General features: G+C 65.3%; 15 protein-coding genes. 11 read left to right on the top strand and 4 right to left on the bottom strand.

Translation table 11 applies throughout. The features are described 5' to 3' along the window. Positions 1–32 precede the first annotated feature (32 nt). The 7 genes from AC59JP_RS12665 to AC59JP_RS12635 all read left to right on the top strand — a co-directional run bounded on the left by AC59JP_RS12665 (position 33) and on the right by AC59JP_RS12635 (position 8,356). The gene (locus tag AC59JP_RS12665; protein WP_497326117.1) at positions 33–1,322 is read left to right on the top strand and encodes a Rieske 2Fe-2S domain-containing protein; all 1,290 of its coding nucleotides are present in this window, start codon (positions 33–35) and stop codon (positions 1,320–1,322) included. Between the two features lie 9 nt (positions 1,323–1,331). Then, positions 1,332–2,294, top strand: coding sequence for a PDR/VanB family oxidoreductase (locus AC59JP_RS12660; protein ID WP_497326116.1), 963 nt, complete (start codon positions 1,332–1,334; stop codon positions 2,292–2,294). Further along, the gene (locus AC59JP_RS12655; protein WP_497326115.1) at positions 2,291–2,692 is read left to right on the top strand and encodes a nuclear transport factor 2 family protein; all 402 of its coding nucleotides are present in this window, start codon (positions 2,291–2,293) and stop codon (positions 2,690–2,692) included. Before AC59JP_RS12660 ends, AC59JP_RS12655 begins: the two co-directional genes overlap by 4 nt. Before the next feature lie 95 nt (positions 2,693–2,787). Further along, positions 2,788–4,260, top strand: coding sequence for an aldehyde dehydrogenase (locus tag AC59JP_RS12650; protein ID WP_497326114.1), 1,473 nt, complete (start codon positions 2,788–2,790; stop codon positions 4,258–4,260). 45 nt (positions 4,261–4,305) lie between these two features. Continuing rightward, the gene (locus AC59JP_RS12645) at positions 4,306–5,913 is read left to right on the top strand and encodes an FAD-binding oxidoreductase (RefSeq protein WP_497326113.1); all 1,608 of its coding nucleotides are present in this window, start codon (positions 4,306–4,308) and stop codon (positions 5,911–5,913) included. An 83-nt stretch (positions 5,914–5,996) separates the two neighbouring features. Further along, positions 5,997–7,142: a GGDEF domain-containing protein gene (locus AC59JP_RS12640; RefSeq protein ID WP_497326112.1), complete on the top strand. Its 1,146-nt coding sequence runs from the start codon at positions 5,997–5,999 to the stop codon at positions 7,140–7,142. A gap of 35 nt (positions 7,143–7,177) precedes the next feature. Beyond that, positions 7,178–8,356, top strand: coding sequence for a MalY/PatB family protein (locus AC59JP_RS12635; RefSeq protein WP_497326111.1), 1,179 nt, complete (start codon positions 7,178–7,180; stop codon positions 8,354–8,356). A gap of 71 nt (positions 8,357–8,427) precedes the next feature. On the opposite strand, the gene topA is transcribed toward AC59JP_RS12635, so the two are convergent. From topA to AC59JP_RS12620, 3 genes are all read right to left on the bottom strand, one after another. Then, the gene (gene topA, locus AC59JP_RS12630; RefSeq protein ID WP_497326110.1) at positions 8,428–11,430 is read right to left on the bottom strand and encodes a type I DNA topoisomerase; all 3,003 of its coding nucleotides are present in this window, start codon (positions 11,428–11,430) and stop codon (positions 8,428–8,430) included. 136 nt (positions 11,431–11,566) lie between these two features. After that, complete coding sequence (locus AC59JP_RS12625) at positions 11,567–12,241, bottom strand: hypothetical protein (protein ID WP_497326109.1); 675 nt, start codon at positions 12,239–12,241, stop codon at positions 11,567–11,569. Positions 12,242–12,333: 92 nt separating this feature from the next. Continuing rightward, positions 12,334–12,537 (bottom strand): cold-shock protein, encoded by a 204-nt coding sequence (locus tag AC59JP_RS12620; RefSeq protein WP_005248460.1) that lies wholly within the window; start codon positions 12,535–12,537, stop codon positions 12,334–12,336. A 418-nt stretch (positions 12,538–12,955) separates the two neighbouring features. On the opposite strand from AC59JP_RS12620, the gene AC59JP_RS12615 reads away from it, so the two are divergent. Continuing rightward, complete coding sequence (locus tag AC59JP_RS12615) at positions 12,956–15,250, top strand: DEAD/DEAH box helicase (protein WP_497326494.1); 2,295 nt, start codon at positions 12,956–12,958, stop codon at positions 15,248–15,250. On the opposite strand, the gene AC59JP_RS12610 is transcribed toward AC59JP_RS12615, so the two are convergent. Then, positions 15,247–16,584, bottom strand: a complete 1,338-nt coding sequence (locus tag AC59JP_RS12610) for a cytochrome P450 (protein ID WP_497326108.1) — start codon at positions 16,582–16,584, stop codon at positions 15,247–15,249. The genes AC59JP_RS12615 and AC59JP_RS12610 overlap by 4 nt on opposite strands. A gap of 105 nt (positions 16,585–16,689) precedes the next feature. Between AC59JP_RS12610 and AC59JP_RS12605 the strand changes: the two genes are divergently transcribed. Genes AC59JP_RS12605 through AC59JP_RS12595 form a run of 3 tightly spaced genes read left to right on the top strand, consistent with a single transcriptional unit; the run spans position 16,690 to position 17,917 of the window. After that, entirely contained in the window at positions 16,690–17,307 is a 618-nt protein-coding gene (locus AC59JP_RS12605; protein WP_497326107.1) for a DUF998 domain-containing protein, read from the top strand. Further along, positions 17,304–17,594 (top strand): DMT family transporter, encoded by a 291-nt coding sequence (locus AC59JP_RS12600; protein WP_497326106.1) that lies wholly within the window; start codon positions 17,304–17,306, stop codon positions 17,592–17,594. Before AC59JP_RS12605 ends, AC59JP_RS12600 begins: the two co-directional genes overlap by 4 nt. Next, positions 17,594–17,917 (top strand): DMT family transporter, encoded by a 324-nt coding sequence (locus tag AC59JP_RS12595; protein WP_497326105.1) that lies wholly within the window; start codon positions 17,594–17,596, stop codon positions 17,915–17,917. The genes AC59JP_RS12600 and AC59JP_RS12595 overlap by 1 nt, the downstream gene beginning before the upstream one ends. The last annotated feature ends 5 nt before the right edge of the window (positions 17,918–17,922 follow it).

The following is a 17,922-nucleotide window of genomic DNA, read 5'->3' as shown; positions in this document are numbered from 1 at the left end:
ACATTTCGTACGACGAATCAGGAGAACATTCGATGACAACGGCAACGGTCGACAGCGGAACCGGCTACGGACGCCCCACTCCCTCGCACAACGCACGACTGACCGAGGTGGGCCCGGGAACACCGATGGGCGAAGCACTTCGGCGATACTGGCACCCGATCGCCAGCTCCGAGGCGCTCGTCGCCGGTGCGCTCCCGGAGCGCACCCGAATTCTCGGAGAGAACCTCGTCGTGTTCCGTGACGGACAGGGTCGGCCCGGCGTCGTCTTCGAACGATGCGCCCATCGCGGAGCGAGCCTGCACTACGGGCGGGTGGAGGAGGACGGCGTTCGTTGCTGCTACCACGGGTGGAAATTCGACGTGGAAGGTCATTGTCTCGATCAGGCTCTCGAGCCCGGTGGCGGACTCAAGCGGGAGAAGGTCCGCCAGCCCTGGTACCCGGTCGAGGAGCGATACGGACTCGTCTTCGTGTACATGGGCCCGCCCGAACGTAAGCCGCTACTGCCCCGGTTCGACGCGTTGGAGAATCTCGGGGACGGCGAGAAGTATTACGCCAGTTGGCCCGTTCCGCATGCAGCCATCACCGGCATGCCGAGCGATTTCAACTGGCTGCAGAACTACGAGAACGCGGCGGACCCCACGCACGTGACGTGGCTTCACTCGACACACAGCGGCTACCAGATGCTCGGCACCGGAACGTTCGGCTATCCCGAGCAGTTCTTCCACGCTCCCACCATCGCCGACCGGGTCACGTACGAGCGAACCGAGCACGGCCTCAAATACATTCATCGGTTCGAGCAGCCGGACGAGACAGGCTCGGTCACCGACCTCGGTTTCATGGTCGAATTGCAACTGCCCAACATATTCGCTCTACCCGACTACGTCAGAGTCACGCCGGGTGTGCGGCAGGACCAGGTGATGTGGGTAGTTCCCTCGGACGACACCAGTCATCGAATCTTCTTCTCCTTCCGCTCGACGAGTCCGCAACGAATGAACGAGTTCGCCTTCGGCATCAGCCAGGACGGTAAGCAGAACTTCGAGATGACCGAGGACGAGAAGCACCGGACGCCCGGTGACACCGAGGCACAGAGTTCACAGGGGCCGATCACCCTCCACTCGGAAGAGACACTGGCAACCGCGGACCGGGGAGTTGTCATGCTTCGACGCATGCTTGCGGCCATGGTCGAGGACGTCGAGGACGGGCGCGACCCGCTGAACATCGAGCGCGACGGCAGCGTCGTCCGTCATGTCGATTCCGGTGTGATCCCCGTCGAGGCACCCGCGACGCGTGGTACGCGTACCGCCGCCGAAGCGGGAGTCTGACGGACGCATATGACCAACGACTGGCTGGACACCGTGGTCGAGAGCCGTAGAGACGCCACCGAGCGAATCGTGCTACTGGACTTGGTCCGCACGGACGGAGCGGAGCTGCCTGCCTTCGACGCGGGTGCACACGTCGATGTACTCGTCGACTCTCGATCGGGCGTCGTTCGCCAGTACTCGCTGTGCGGACCACCGACGGACAGGTCTCGGTATCGGCTCGGTATTCTGCTGCAGCTCGACTCGAGTGGTGGTTCGCAGGGCATGCACGAGTTGAGAAAAGGCGACTCGGTTCGAATATCCAAGCCCAGGAACCGGTTCCGAGTATCGCCCGACGCACGACGCCACGTCCTCGTCGCGGGCGGAATCGGCATCACTCCCTTGCTCGCGATGTCCTACGAGTTGGATGCTGCGGGCGCACCGTACGAGATGCACTACTGCGCCCGCACGCGCGCCGACGCAGCCTTCGCCGACGAACTGGACGGCGATCCACGGATCGTCTTTCACTTCGACGACGGCCCCGAGGATCAGCGATTCACGGTGGCGACCGACGTGGGCCGACCGGAAAGCGACACTGCCGTATATGTCTGCGGTCCAGCCGGTTTCATGGATTTCGTGATCACCTCCGCGGCGAACGCAGGGTGGGAGTCGTCGTCCATACACCTCGAGCGCTTCACTCCGTCGGAGGCGGCAGCTGCGTCGGACGTCGGGGAGGACTTCACGGTCCGCCTGGCGCGCAGCGGAACCGAGTTTCGTGTCCCGGCATCGCAGAGTGTGCTGGAGGTATTGTTGGACAACGGAATCGATGCCCCACATTCGTGTCAGCAAGGAATCTGCGGTGAGTGCATCGTCACCGTGCTCGCCGGCGAACCCGCTCATCGAGACGATGTACTCACCGAACGCGAGCGTGAGCGCGGACAGTTCGCTACCTGTACTTCACGATCCCATTCGAACATTCTGGAGTTGGACCTATGACCACCATTTCTCACGATCACGACGTAGAGGCCGCAGTTCTCGAAGCAGAGGCGGAGTGGTTGCGCGCGCTGACAATCGGATTCGAGGCGCTGCGCGAGTTGATGTTGGACAACAGCCACGCTGTGCACGGACCCGTCGGCAAGATCGATGCGGTCGACAGTTTCGTCGAGTTCCAGTCCGCTCGTCGGCGCACCGTCGTCGCTCGGGCTCGCGACTCGAAGGTCACCGTCAGGGGCGACGTAGCCGTCGTGTCCTGCCTGCAGGAGATGCACATCGTGTTCAACGAGGACCTGCCGCCGTTCCCGATCGAGGAAGTGGTGACCAGAGTCTGGCGGAACACCCAGAACGGGTGGAAGGTGGCACACATGCATCAGTCCAAGCGGTTGCCGCCCGCATGACGACGCGGGCCACCACGCAGGCAGATCGCCACGGATGCATCGGCACACTACGACTCGCGCGGCATCGGCCGCTCTCACGGAGGTAGACGATCCATATGACGGTAACCGATGTCGACACCCGCACCATCGACTTGTTCATCGGCGGTGAACATGTTCCCGCCCAGAACGATCGACGGTTCGAGACAGCCGAAGCCCTGACGGGCGATCCGATCGCCGACGTCGCGGCGGCGTCCGTGGACGATGTCACGCGAGCTGTCGATGCGGCCTCAGCGGCCTTCGACGACTGGTCCACCGCGGCTCCCGCAGTTCGCCGCGCCGTCCTGGAGAAGGCGGCCGCAATCCTCGGCGAGAGGGCCGACGCCATCGTGGCGATGATGAGCCGAGAAATGGGCGCGACTTTGCCGTGGTGCAGGTTCAACGTTCACGTCGCGCGAGGAATGCTGACAGAAGCTGCAGCACAGGCGTATTCAGCCGTCGGTGAGGTGATTCCGTCGGACGTGCCAGGTCTGACGGCTCTGGGAGTGCGTCAACCGGTCGGTGTCGTCGTCGGAATCGCTCCGTGGAACGCGCCGCTCATTCTGGGTGTGCGATCGATCGTCTGGCCCCTCGTGTGGGGAAACACCGTCGTACTCAAGTCTTCCGAGCAAACACCGTGTACCCAGGCGGCCATCGTGGAGGTTCTTCACGATGCCGGCATTCCGCCCGGCGTGGTCAATCTGATCAGCAACGCGCCCGAAGACGGTCCCGCGGTCGTCGAAGCGTTGGTGGCGCACCCGGCGGTCACACGCGTCAACTTCACCGGCTCGAGTCGAGTCGGACGCATAATCGGAGAACTCGGCGGGCGCCACTTGACCCGTGTCCTCCTCGAGCTCGGAGGGAAGGCGCCGTTCCTTGTCCTGTCCGATGCCGATCTCGCGGAGGCTGCGGCCGCGGCGAGCTTCGGCGCATTCATGAACCAGGGCGAGATCTGCATGTCGACCGAGCGCATCGTGGTGCTGCGGGACGTCGCGGACGAATTCTGCGCTCGCCTTGCCGCCCGCACGGAGAAGTTGGTGGTCGGAGCACCGTCGGATCCCCATTCTCAGATCGGGCCGCTGGTACACACCAAAGCCGTCGACCACGTCGTGTCCCTGATCGACGACGCGACGGCGAAGGGCGCCGAGGCGTTGACGGGCGGAACGGCCCGCGGACTCTTCGTCGCGCCGACGGTGATCCGCGGTGTGAACAAGTCCATGCGGATCTACGCGGAGGAGTCGTTCGGTCCGGTGGTGTCCATCATCGAGGTGGACACGGTCGACGAGGCCATCGCCGTGGCCAACGACACCGAGTACGGGCTGTCTGCCGCCGTGTTCGGCGGGGACGCAGCGGCCGCACTCGGCGTCGCCTCGCGCATCAGATCGGGCATCTGTCACATCAACGGCGCAACCGTCCACGACGAACCCCAGATGCCGTTCGGAGGTGTCGGCGCCAGCGGATGGGGACGATTCGGTTCACGGGCCGCGTTGGAGGAGTTCACCGAGTTGCGATGGATCACCGTGCAGTCCGGCTCGCGTCACTACCCCATCTGAGAGCACCCGACCCTTCACCGCCTTCCCGACATCCGTGAGGAAACCATGACTTCGAACACCGCGACCGAGCTCACGACCTCGGGGTCGCTTCCCGATCCGTTCGTCCTGAGCGATCGCGTGCGAGAGCAATTCGTATCGGTCGTCGGACGCGAGAATGCTCTGATCGAACAGGACGAGCGCGACACCTACCGTGACCCCTACTGGTTCCCACAGGACCGAACCCACGACTCGTCTCTGGTCGTCTTCCCCACGTCGACCGATCAGGTTCAGGACCTGGTGCGCGTCGCCAATGCGAATTCGGTTCCGATCTGGACGTCGTCGCAGGGCAGGAACAACGGGTACGGCGGACCCTCCGCCCGAGTACGCGGCTCGGTCCTGATCTCCTTGCGACGGATGAACCGCATACTCGAGGTCGATACCGAACTCGCCTACGCGGTGGTCGAACCGGGTGTCCGATGGTTCGACCTCTACGAGGAGCTGCACGCGCGCGGTGACGAGCTTCTCGTATCGGTGCCGGACATCGGCTGGGGTTCGGTGATCGGCAATTCCTTGGACAACGGAATCACGTTCATGCCGGCGGGATCCGACTTCTCCGCACAGTGCGGACTCGAGGTGGTGCTTGCCGACGGATCACTCCTGCGCACCGGCATGGGGGCGCAGGAGGGCAACGGATCCTGGCACACGTACAAACGGGGTCTCGGGCCGGTGCTGGATCCGCTGTTCATGCAGTCGAACTACGGCATCGTCACGCGGATGGGCGTGTGGCTGATGAAGCGCCCCGAAGCGTATTCGCCTCTGTACCTGTCCATTCCGCGCGATCACCAGCTCGATGCCGCCATCGATATCGTCCGCGAACTTCGGCAAGCCGGAATTCTCCGAGGAGTACCGAACATTCAGGACATGCTGACCGCGGGCGAGGTTCACTTTCCCGAGCATCGAGGGAAGTTTCCGAGCTTCGTCGCACCGACGTGGTCGGACGAGCAACTGGACGCATTGGCCCACGACACCGGAATCGGACGGTGGGGTGTTCGCACGGCGCTGTGGTCCGATCCGGACACCCTGGACCTCCACGAACGCAAGATCCGAGAGGCGTGGTCTGCGATCGAGGGAGGAACGGTCACGCGATCTGCGACCTACACCGCCGAGAACTGGCACACACTCGAATCCGCCGGCTTCATGGACAGGTTGTCGGGCGGAGTTCCGAGCCGGGACATCCTCGATGTCCTCCCCGACTTCGTCGGACACGTCGGCTTCTCTCCGGTCGTTCCGCTCCGCGGAGCCGAGGTTGCGGGGGTGATGCGGCAGGTGCGCGCGGAAGTCGTCGCCCGCACGGGAGTGAACTACTCTGCCGCCATCTTCGTCACCAACGACCGGTCGGCCACCGTCGTCACACCGGTGTTCTACGTGCGCGACGATCCGAATCAGGTGAAGGCGGCACTGGAGACGGCGACACACCTGCTCCGACAACTCGCACAGCAGGGCTACTGCGAGTACCGAGCGCATCTGGATTTCATGGACCTCGCCCAGGACCAGCTGAGTTTCGGCGACCACGCGTATCGGCGGTTCGCAGAGACGCTCAAGGATGCCGTCGATCCCAACGGCATCCTGTCACCCGGGCGCCACGGAATTTGGCCGTCACACTATCGCCGGTGAGGGGCGGCCCGTGCAGATGACCTTCGTGGCCCGCAGGCGGTAGGTGATCGAACACAGCGAGCGGCCGAGGCAAGGTAGATTGTGTGTCGAACACGGTGTGGGGGCCATTCGACAGGACGGTCATCGAGGACGTGAAGAAGCCCCCAGTACCTTCGTGGGTAGCTGCCGTCCGTCGCAGCCGTCGGCTCTGGCGCGGCACTGCCTACGAGAACGATCCGGTCCGCTCCGATCTCGTCATCGTCGAGTCGCTGTCCGGCATCGCAGGCATCTGCAGCGTCATCTTCGTAGCCGTGTTCGCCTGGATGATGACCGGCAGCGATTTCGACTTCCCGTGGTGGTCGAAATCGTTCACCCTTGTGGTGGCGGTCATCGCCGCCGGCACTTTCTACGCTCTCCACACGAGCGCCGCCACCTGGTTCTATCGTCACACCGATGTCGTGACACTCATCGCGGCGATCGTCATAGTCGCAAGCCCCACCATCGCGTACGCCGGTGCGCGCTCTGCCTACCCGGCCTTCGGGCTCGTCCTGGCGGTGCTGGCGTTCGCGGCCGTGCTGCAACGTCGTGCGCACGTCGTGGTCCTCACTGCGGCAGCCATGCTCGCCTGGACGGCGATCGCACTGGCATTCGGCACCGGGGTGGACGTCGTCACATTCGTCATCTCGATGCTCCGCACGGTGCTGGTGGTAGCCGTGATCCACTACGTTCGGTTCAAGACCATCGCATTGCTGTGGGCCAGGTACCGTGCCGTCGACGAGGCCCGCGCACACGCCGACTCGTTGTCCCATCGAGACGACCTGACCGGGCTTCTCAATCGGCGCGGAATGCAGAGGCGCGCCGCCGCCGCCTTGGAGTCGTGCGTGAAAGCGGCGCTGCCCGTCAGCGTTCTGTATCTCGATGTGGACGGCCTGAAACAGATCAACGACCGCGCGGGACACGAGGCCGGAGACGCGGCCTTGCTCCGGCTCTCGACCGTTCTGACGTCCACGTTCGACACCGAGCACATCCTCGCCCGGGTCGGTGGCGACGAATTCGTGGTCGTGCTGCCCGGCGTCGGCCGCGCGGAAGCCATCGAACGGGGAACCGAAGCGTCCGAGGGACTCTCGACGGCCGAAGTGTCGGTGAGCGTCGGAGTGGCCGTGTGGGTCCCCGGCCCCATGCCCCCCGATCTGGACGAATTGGTCAGGCGCGCAGACTTTGCGATGTATCGAGTCAAAGTGCGCCGCTGATGGATCGACGCCCGGCGGCGACATATGGTGAGTCGGTGCCCGACGCCACCGATCACTCGCCGATTCTTCGATCCCGACTCGACGAGCTGTACTCCACTCGATCGAGCGCCAAATGGGAAGGCGCCCACGCCGACGGAATACTCCCGATGTGGGTCGGAGAGATGGACACCATCCTGGCTCGACCGATTGCCGACGCCCTACATGCCGCCATCGATCGATCGGACACCGGCTACGCCCCGCACGACAGCGCATTGCCCGCCGTGTTCGGCGACTTCGCCGAGCGGCGATGGGATTGGCGGGTCACACAGCGCGTGATTCCCTTCACCGACGTCGGCGTTGCACTCACCGACACGCTCCGACACGTGTGCACCCCCGGCGACGGCGTCATCGTCACCACGCCGGTCTATCAGTCCTTCTTCTCCTACTTCCTGTCGTCGGGGGTCCACCCGGTCGCAGTACCGCTCCTCGACGTCGAACGCGGCGGGCGGCTGGACCTCGAAGGTATCGAGGACTCGATGCGGGCCGGAACCCGAACGATGCTGCTCGCCAACCCCCACAACCCCACCGGAACCGTGCACAGCGCAGACGAACTGATCGCTCTGGCAGGCCTCGCCGATCGCTACGGCGTCCGTGTGATCTCGGACGAGATCCACGCGCCACTCACGTTGCCCGGCAACACGTTCACGCCGTACCTGTCCGTTGCAGGGAGCAGTGCGATAGCCGCGCACAGTGCATCCAAGGCATGGAATATCGCCGGCCTCAAGTGCGGACTTCTCGTAGGTCACGACCTGCCGACGTTCAGCGATCAAGTTGCCTGGGCAGTGGGGCATCTCGGTGTCACAGCCTCGATCGCAGCCTATCGAGACTCGGAGCCCTGGCTCGACCGTCTCCTCCGCGAACTCCAACACAACACGCAGGTGACATCCGACGCCCTCGCCCACGCACTCCCCGCCGTCGGGTACGCCCCCGGAGACGCGTCCTACTTCGCCTGGCTCGACTGCCGCGAACTCGGACTCGACGGCGACCCCGCCGAGATCTTCCTTGCCCGCGCCGGAGTGAAACTGAGCAACGGTCCGAGGTTCGGCGACCCCGGACACGGCTGGGCGCGCATGAACATCGGCACCTCCCCGGAGATCATCGCCGACGCAATCGGTCGCATGGCCGTGAGCGTCGATCCTCGTGGCGGAGCAGCTGTCCCATCCGGGAACGCCTGAATCCTCTACAGCGGCGCAGCGATCCGAGCGAGAACGGTTCGCCGGAACGCAGTGGCTGTCAGCAGTTCCCCTCAGTCCTGCGTCGAGTCCGTCTTCTCGGCCGCTGTCTTCTTGGCCGGCGCCTTTTTGGCCGGCGCCTTCTTCGCTGCTGACGTCTTCTTGGCTGCCGTGGTCTTCTTGGCAGCCGTCTTCTTGGCTGGTGTCTTCTTCGCCGCCGTCTTCTTCGCGGGCGCCTTCTTGGCCGGCGCCTTCTTGGTGGCCTTCTTCTTCACCGGGCCGCGGGCGCGACGGTCGGCGAGCAGTTCCATGGCCCGCTCGTCCGTGATGGTCGCAACCTCGTCACCCTTGCGCAGGCTCGCGTTGGCCTCGCCGTCGGTGACGTAGGGGCCGAAGCGGCCGTCCTTGATCACCATGGGCTGTCCGCTGACCGTGTCGACCCCGAGCTCGCGCAGCGGCGGCTTGGCCGCGCCCTGCCCGCCGCGTCGTTTCGGCTCGGAGTAGATCTTCAGGGCCTCCTCCAGGGTGACCGTGAAGATCTGGTCCTCCGTGGCGAGGGAGCGAGAGTCCGTGCCGCGCTTGAGGTATGGGCCGTACCGGCCGTTCTGCGCGGTGATCTCTTCCTTGGTTTCCGGGTCGACGCCGACGACGCGCGGCAGCGACAGGAGCTTGAGTGCGTCGTCGAGGGTGACGGTCGCAAGGTCCATGGACTTGAGCAGTGAACCGGTGCGGGGTTTGACCGCGGCAGCGGCCTTCTTGGCCGCCTTCTTCGCGGGTGCCCTCACCTTGGTGGCCGTGCCGCCGCCGCCCGACGAATCGTCCACGGGGACGATGTCCGGCACCGGGTCCGGCTGCGACTCGGGCACTTCCGGGTCCGGAAGGATCTCGGTCACGTACGGACCGAATCGACCTTCCTTGGCGACGATTTCGTGACCGGTGTCCGGGTCGGTGCCCAGCTTGCGACCCTCTTGCGGAGTCGAGAACAGCTTCTCGGCGTATTCGAGGGTGAGCTCGTCCGGCGGCAGATCGTCGGGAAGGTTCGCGCGCTGCGAGATCGGATCGCCGTCCGGATCGTCGTCGTTCTTCACCATCCGCTCGAGGTACGGACCGAAACGTCCTACCCGAACGTGGATTTCGCGACCCTGGTCGTCGTCGAACAAGCGGATGGAGTTGATCTCGCGAGCGTCGATCTCCTCGAGGTTCTCCCCCACCATCTTCTTCAGACCGCCCGAACGAGCAACGGACCCTTCGACTCCGGAGTCGCCGCCGAAGTAGAAGCCCGACAGCCAGTGCCCACGCTGCTCGCGTCCACCGGCGATGGCGTCGAGGTCGTCCTCCATGCCCGCGGTGAAGTCGAAGTCGACCAGACGGCCGAAATGCGCTTCCAGCAAACCGGTTACGGCAAACGCGACCCACGCCGGCACCAGAGCGCTACCGCGTTTGTAGACGTATCCGCGGTCCAGGATGGTCTTGATGATCGACGAGTACGTCGACGGGCGACCGATTCCCAGCTCCTCGAGCGTCTTGATGAGCGACGCCTCGGTGAAGCGGGCGGGCGGGTTGGTGGTGTGACCGTCGGGATCGAGCTGCGTCGCGGTGACCGCTTGCCCCTTCTCCAACACGGGAAGTCGCGACTCGGCGTCGTCGGACTGGCCACCGGCCTGATCGTCGACGCTCTCCACGTAGGCCTTGAGGAAGCCGGCGAACGTGATGGTGCGGCCCGAGGCGGCGAAGGTGCACTCTTCGCCGGTTCCGGCCGTACCCGAAATACGCAGGGAGAGAGTCGTTCCGCGTGCATCGGCCATCTGCGAGGCGACGGTGCGCTGCCAGATCAGCTCGTACAGACGGAATTCGTCGGTGTCGAGGTTGCTGTGCAGCTGACCCGGAGTCGCGAACGAGTCGCCCGCGGGGCGAATGGCCTCGTGCGCTTCCTGGGCGTTCTTGACCTTGCGGGTGTACTGCCGAGGGGTGTCGTGGACGTACTCGGGCCCGTACAGCTCCCCGGCCTGACGGCGAGCAGCGTCGATGGCCGACGCCGACAGGTTCGTCGAGTCGGTACGCATGTAGGTGATGTAGCCGTTCTCGTACAGCCGCTGCGCGATGCGCATGGTGCGCTCGGAGGACATACGCAGTTTGCGGCCCGCCTCCTGCTGCAGCGTCGAGGTCATGAACGGCGGGTACGGACGGCGCGTGTACGGCTTGCTCTCCGCCGACGCGACGGTGAGATCGACACCGTCGAGTGCCTCGGCCAACCGTCGGGCATGGGCCTCGTCGAGCACGGTCACGCCGTCGGACTTGAGCAAGCCGTCGGCACCGAAATCGCGGCCGGACGCCACCCGGTTGCCGTCGACGTTCACCAGGCGCGCACCGAAGCTGCGCGGGGACGCCGACTCGCCGGCGTCGAGCTGAGCAGAGATGTCCCAGTAGGACGCGGTGCGGAACGCCATGCGCTCGCGCTCGCGCTGCACGATGACGCGCGTGGCGACGGACTGGACTCGGCCGGCCGACAGCTTCGGCATGACCTTCTTCCACAGCACCGGACTGACCTCGTAGCCGTACAGGCGGTCGAGGATGCGTCGCGTTTCCTGGGCGTCGACCAGGTCGGTGTCCAGATCGCGGGTGTCCTCCGCAGCGGCGAGAATGGCGGGCTCGGTGATCTCGTGGAAGACCATCCGGCGTACCGGCACCTTGGGCTTGAGCGTCTCGAGGAGGTGCCAGGCGATGGCTTCACCCTCGCGGTCGGGGTCGGTGGCGAGGTAGAGCTCGTCGGCGTCCTTCAGGAGCGACTTGAGCTCGGCCACCTTTCCCTTCTTCTCGGGGCTCACCACGTAGAGAGCCTCGAAATCGTGGTCGACATCGACGCCGAGACGCGCCCAGGACTCGCCCTTGTACTTGGCGGGGACGTCGGCAGCACCGCGCGGGAGGTCACGGATATGGCCCACCGAGGCCTCGACCACATAGTTCTTACCGAGATACGGGGCGATCTTCTTGGCCTTCGTGGGTGACTCGACGATGACGAGACGGCGCACGTCGCCAGATCCCGTCGAACCGCTCGTCTTGTTGTCCCCTGCTGCCACCTGGTGCCGAACCTTCCCGAAAAACCGTCTTCTTGGCGCAGATCCACCTGCGACCACTGCCTACAGACTGACATACAACCACGGCCAACACCTGCTACCGCGCAGCACCGTACGTCACGAAGCCGACGAACCGGCCCTAGACCCGTGGCCAGCCACCTGCGTTTTCGGCGCCCGGAGGCGGATCACCGATGTTCTCGAGCAGTCTGGTCAACCGGCGGCGGCCGGTGATGCGCAACGCCGGCGTCGTGCCGCGTGAGCCCACCAGGGTGGGCGCGATGCCCGCTCTCATCAGCGCCTGGACGAGCGTGGAGTGCGTGTCGGGCGCGTGGGGATCGAGACCGAGCACGAAACGCTCGCCGCCCGCCTCGATGCGACCGGACGCCAGTACCCAGCCGCGCAGCTCCCGCGGCCCCGGTACCCATCCGGCGGGCACGGACTTGACCGCACCCTTGGTCCACTGTGTTGCCAGCGCCCGCAGATCCGCCACCGCGCCTGTTCGGACCAGTGGGCGGTCCTCCTCGGATCGGGTGATCTCGGCGTCGAGGCCGGTCTCCTCGATCATGTCGGCGATGGCGTGGGCGCGGTAGTCGTCGTCGACGACCACCGAGATGCGCGCCTTGACAGAGCGACCGCCCTCCGGGCTGCCCGTGACAGAGCGACCGCCCTCCGGGCTGCCCGTGACAGAGCGACCGCCCTCCGGGCTGCCCGTGCCCGCGACGGTGACGAGTTGGCCGGGTCCTGCCAACAGCCCGCTGAGATCGGTGGCCGCAGGCGGCACCGATTCGGCGGAGAAGAAGGACAGCTGACCCACAGGCCGACCCTAGGTCACCATGATCAGGTTCTGCACCACAAACGACTCGTCCCCCGCCACCGCGAACGGTGACGGGGGACGAGAGGGGTCGATCAGACCGCGCGAACGCCAGTGGCCTGCGGGCCCTTGGTGCCCTGTCCGACCTCGAACTCCACGCGCTGGTTCTCCTCGAGGGTGCGGAAGCCGCTGCCCTGGATCTCGGAGTAGTGAACGAAGACGTCAGCTGAGCCGTCCTCGGGTGCGATGAAGCCGAAGCCCTTTTCGGCGTTGAACCACTTCACAGTTCCCTGTGCCATGCTTGTCTATCCTTCTTCTTGTACACCGGATGCGATGAACGGCACTTACAGCTCATCGGGCCGGTTCCGACCGCAGTACTTTTGATTCCCCCTCAGGATTCGACACCCCCGTCGGGCAGAGCTTCCAAGCACGGCGCTCGCAACAATAGATCCTGCGAGCTTTTACGCGAACACAGAAACTGCGACCGGGGCTAAGTCAACCACGTCAAACGCCCGTGCAACAGTCGGAGAACAGACTTTTCGGAAAAAACTTGATCTTGAACGCTTGTCCAACTGGAACATTCAACAAAATCGGCCCTGACCAGCACGAAAAGCTGTCCGACAGTCCTGCTGGATACCATCGAAACACCCCTACGATCACAGAATCGAGACCGACATTCCCGTGACTGCCCCGCATTCCACCGAATCGTTCGGCGGCATGCTTCTCGGCCGGGCACTCGCGGGCACCCCGTCGGGCGAATCTCCACTGACCTTCACCGCCGAGCTGCCCGGTCGCGAGTCCCGTTACGCCCCTTGGCCGCAGTGGCTGCCGAGCGACATCGAGCGAGTCTTCGTCGAGAGCGGCATTCCGGCGCCGTGGACCCATCAGGCCGACGCGGCGAATCTGGTGTGGGAGGGCACCAACGTGGTCGTCTCCACTGGAACCGCATCGGGAAAGTCGTTGGCGTACCGCATGCCGATCCTGACGACGCTGTCCGCCGATCCGCGTGCCACCGCGCTGTACCTCGCGCCCACGAAAGCCCTGGGGGCAGACCAGTTGACGGCCGCGACCGACCTGACCGACGCGCTCGCCGATCAGGCCCTTCCGCCCATCTGGCCCAGCGACTACGACGGCGACACTCCCCTCGAGGTCAGGCAGTGGGCCCGCGCGAACTCGCGGTGGATCTTCACCAACCCGGACATGCTGCACATCTCGCTGCTGCAGGGACACCAGCGCTGGGCACACTTCTTCCGCAACCTCGCGTACGTCGTGATCGACGAATGCCATTCCTACCGAGGCATTTTCGGATCCAACGTTGCCCTGGTGATCCGCCGACTGCGTCGACTCGTCGCGCGCTACGGGGGCAATCCGGTGTTCGTTCTCGCCAGTGCGACCGCGTCCGAACCCGGTGCGGCAGCGTCGCGTCTGATCGGAATGGACTGCGCGGAGATCACCGACGACGGATCACCGCACGGCCCGCGCACCATCGCGCTCTGGGAGCCCCCACTGCTCGACATCACCGGCGAGAACGGTGCGCCGGTGCGGCGCGCCGCCGGATCCGAGGCCGCGCGCATCATGGCCGACCTCGTGGTGGAAGGTGCGCGAACCCTGACGTTCGTCCGATCACGCCGCGGGGCAGAGCTCGCTGCGCTCGGCGCGCAGCGATTGCTCGCCGACGTCGATCGCGAACTCCCCGAACGCATTGCCGCGTATCGAGCCGGTTACCTCGCCGAGGACCGCCGGGCTCTCGAACGCTCGCTGTCCGACGGCCGGCTGCTCGGAGTGGCGACGACGAACGCGCTCGAACTCGGTATCGACATCGCCGGACTCGACGCGGTGGTCGTCGCCGGATTTCCCGGTACCGTCGCCTCCTTCTGGCAACAGGCCGGTCGGTCCGGTCGACGTGGGCAGGGCTCCCTGGTGATCCTCGTCGGACGCGACGACCCGCTCGACACCTACCTCGTGCATCACCCGGCGGCGTTGTTGGACAAGCCGATCGAAGCGACCATCACCGATCCCACCAACCCGTACGTACTGGGCCCACAGGTGCTGTGCGCCGCTCTGGAACTTCCGCTGACCGACGCGGAGGTGACCCAGTGGCACGCGGAAGCCGTCGTCGCGTCCTTGGCCGAGCAGGGAGCGATCCGCCGACGCCGACACGGGTGGCATGTGACCGCGGGCGCCACTCCCCATGCCGCCGTGGACATCCGGGGAGGAATCGGATCACAGATCTCCATCGTCGACGGACACAGCGGTCGCGTCCTGGGTACCGTCGACGGCGGCCGCGCCCCAGCCACCACCCACCCCGGTGCGGTGCACATTCACCAGGGCGAGACGTTCGTCGTCGACTCTCTCGACTTCGACGACCATCTCGCGATCGTCCATCCGGAGGAACCGGAGTGGACGACATCGGCGCGAGAAGTCACCGAAATTCTCATCGACGACGTCCACCACGTTCGTGACTACGGCGACGTGACCGTCGCCCTGGTGCAGGTGGAGGTGAGCCATCAGGTGGTGAGCTACCTGCGCCGGCTCCCGTCCGGCGAGGTGCTCGACTCGGTCGATCTCGACATGCCCGTCCAGCGTCTGAACACCCGCGCCGTCATGTACACCATCAGCCCGGAGTTGTTGGAGGCCAGCGGGATCGAGCCCGCACGGTTCCCCGGATCGCTGCACGCCGCCGAGCACGCCGCTATCGGCCTGCTACCGCTGGTCGCGACGTGCGATCGCTGGGACATCGGCGGCGTGTCGACCGCCTTGCACCAGGACACCGGCTTGCCCACGGTGTTCGTCTACGACGGATACGACGGCGGCGCAGGTTTCGCCGACCGCGGTCACGCCGTCATCGGCGAGTGGCTCGGCGCCACACGCGAGGCCATTTCCTCGTGCGAGTGCGCGAGCGGGTGCCCGTCCTGCGTCCAGTCTCCCAAGTGCGGCAACGGAAACGAGCCGCTCGACAAGGACGGCGCCGTGCGAGTGCTCGACGCCGTCCTCACCGCGATAGGTAGCTAGGCGTCGATCGTCGCCGGTTCACCGAGATGGACCGGCAGCGAGAGGTATCCGCGCAGCACGCGCGTGTCGCGCTGAACTCCGGCGCCGGCGGACGACAGGTGGGGGAAGCGCCCGAACAGAGTACGAAGTGCCACTTCGCTTTCCGCTCGCGCCAGAGCCGCGCCGAGGCAGAAGTGCCGACCACCGGAGAAGGACAGGTGCTTGTTCGAGTTCGAGCGGCCGACATCGAACGCGTCGGGATCGTCGAATACATTGGGATCCCGATTGGCTCCGGCCAGAACGCACACCACGGTGCTGCCTGCACCGAGTGAATGGCCTTCGAGTTCGACCGGATGCTTCGACACCCGCGCAGTCATCTGAACGGGCGACTCCAGCCGAAGCATCTCGTCGATCGCGTTCGGCCACAACGTCGGATCCTCCATGAGCCGCGCGAGCTGATCGGGGTTCTTCATGAGCAGATCGATTCCGCTGCCCAGCAGATTCACCGTCGTCTCGAAGCCGGCGGCGAGAACGAGGCCGGCCGTGGCGCGCAGTTCGCGGTTGTCGAGGAACACGCCGTCGTCGGACGACGCGATCAACTCGCTCATCAGGTTGTCGCCCGGGTTGGCGCGAAGGTATTCGATGTGGCCCGCGAGCCATTCGTCGAAGCCGCGAAGTCCCTTCTCGACCAGTCGAAACTGTTTCCAGGACAGGCCGAAATCCAGACTGGGAGCGGCAAGTTCGCCGAATTGCAGGATGCGGTCACGGTCCTCGGGAGGGACACCGAGAATGTCGCTGATGACGGCGACCGGAAGCTTGGAGCAGTACGCGTCGACGATGTCCACCGTGCCGACACCACTGGCCGCGAGCTCGTCGAGAAGCTGATCCGCCGTCACCTGCAGGCGATCTCGCATCTGATTCACCGCTCGCACCGTGAACACGGAGGACACGACCTTGCGATAGCGGGTGTGCGACGGCGGCTCGACCGACAGCAACGACGGCGGCGCCAACGGATGCAACGCGCTGGTTCGAGTGCGCTTCTCGATCGCCCGCAGCGGCTTGGGAAGATTGGCGCCCTGAACGACGGTGCGGTAATCGTCGGAGCGCAGAAGATCGAAGACGACTTTGTGATCGACGGTCAGATAGACGACGCGAGACTTGTAGACCGGGCCGGTGTCGCGAATCTGCTTGTAGACGGGCTTCGGATCCTCACGCGTGGCCGGATCCATGATCAGCTTGGCTTGCGGGTCGTTGATCTTCACGCCCCGCTTGGCCAGAAACCGGATGAAGCCGTGCATGGCGAGCCAGCGCGTCCGGGACCTCGCCTCGTCCTTCACGTTGTCGATTGCCGACATGCGAGCCCTCACTTCGTACGGTGGATTGTCAGTACATCCAGGTCACAGATATTTCACTCAATCATGCTCGCTCAACAGATGTGCGACAACCAGTAGCGTGATGTGATGAAACCTCGGCGGGCCGCTCTGTCACTGTGGGTGGCCACCGCCCTGTACTGGCCGCTGCAGGTGGTCGTCGCGTCGTCCTGGACGACTCCATACCGGGTCAGAGACAACCTCATCAGCGACCTCGGTGCAGTCACATGCGCGAAAGCGTGCTCGCCCGACCACGCAGTCATGAACGCCACCTTCGTCGGCGTCGGTGCAGCGACTGCCGTAGGTGCGCTGCTTCTCGCGCGGGAGTCGGCTCGAACCGTCGCGCGGTGGGGGTACGGCCTGGTCGCAGCATCGGGCGTGGCGACGATCGTCGTCGGCTTCGTCCCTCTCGACACCGTTCCCGTTCTCCACGCGTCGGCAGCGCAGGTTCACTTCGGCCTGCAAGTGGCCGGGATGATCGCCCTCGCCGTCGACTATCGAGGCTCGCTGCGGTGGTGGACCGTCGCGTGTACCGCGGTGTCCGTCGTCGGCGGAATTACCTTCGTCGCACCAGGGCACTGGGGTATCGGCGCGGGATACAGCGAGCGGCTGGCACTCGATACGCTCAATGCGTGGACGATCGGAGCAGCGGCGCTGCTGGCACTCTCACGTGGCTCGTCCTCGCCGGCGCCATCGTCGCCGAGGTGACCGCGACCCTGTGCCTCAAAGGGGCTCAGACTCAGCCCTGGCTGTACGGGGTGGTCGTGCTCGGTTACCTGGCTGCGTTCGTCGGACTCGCCGTCGTGCTCTCGCGCGGCATGGGCGTCGGGGTCGCGTACGGCATATGGGGAGCCAGCGGTGTCGCACTCACCGCTGTCTTGTCCGCCCTGATCTTCGGTGAGGCGCTGACCGTGGTGATGCTCTGCGGCATCGCACTGATCATCGCGGGAGTTCTCCTGGTGGAGAACGGCTCTCATACCTCCGCGGCGCCCTGATGGCGTACGTGTTCCTCGTCGCGGCCATCCTGTGCGAAGTGATGGCGACGCTGTCACTGCGCGTTGCGGCGCTCGGCCGCAAGCCGTTCTACGTGTTGGTCGTCCTGGGATACGCGGGCGGCTTCCTCGGGCTGATCGGCGTTCTCAGACAAGGTTTGGCTCTAGGAGTGGCCTACGGAATTTGGGTGGCCTGCGGCGTCGCCCTGACCGCGGTGGCATCGAAGTTCCTGTTCCGCGAACCCCTCACCAGGCGCATGCTCGCGGGGATCGGGCTGATCGTGGCCGGGGTGCTGTTGGTGGAGTTGGGGGCGGCGACGGCGTGAGGTTC

Source organism: Rhodococcus sp. 320_ES (assembly GCF_059691855.1).
This window is presented reverse-complemented; position numbering and strand designations above follow the sequence as displayed.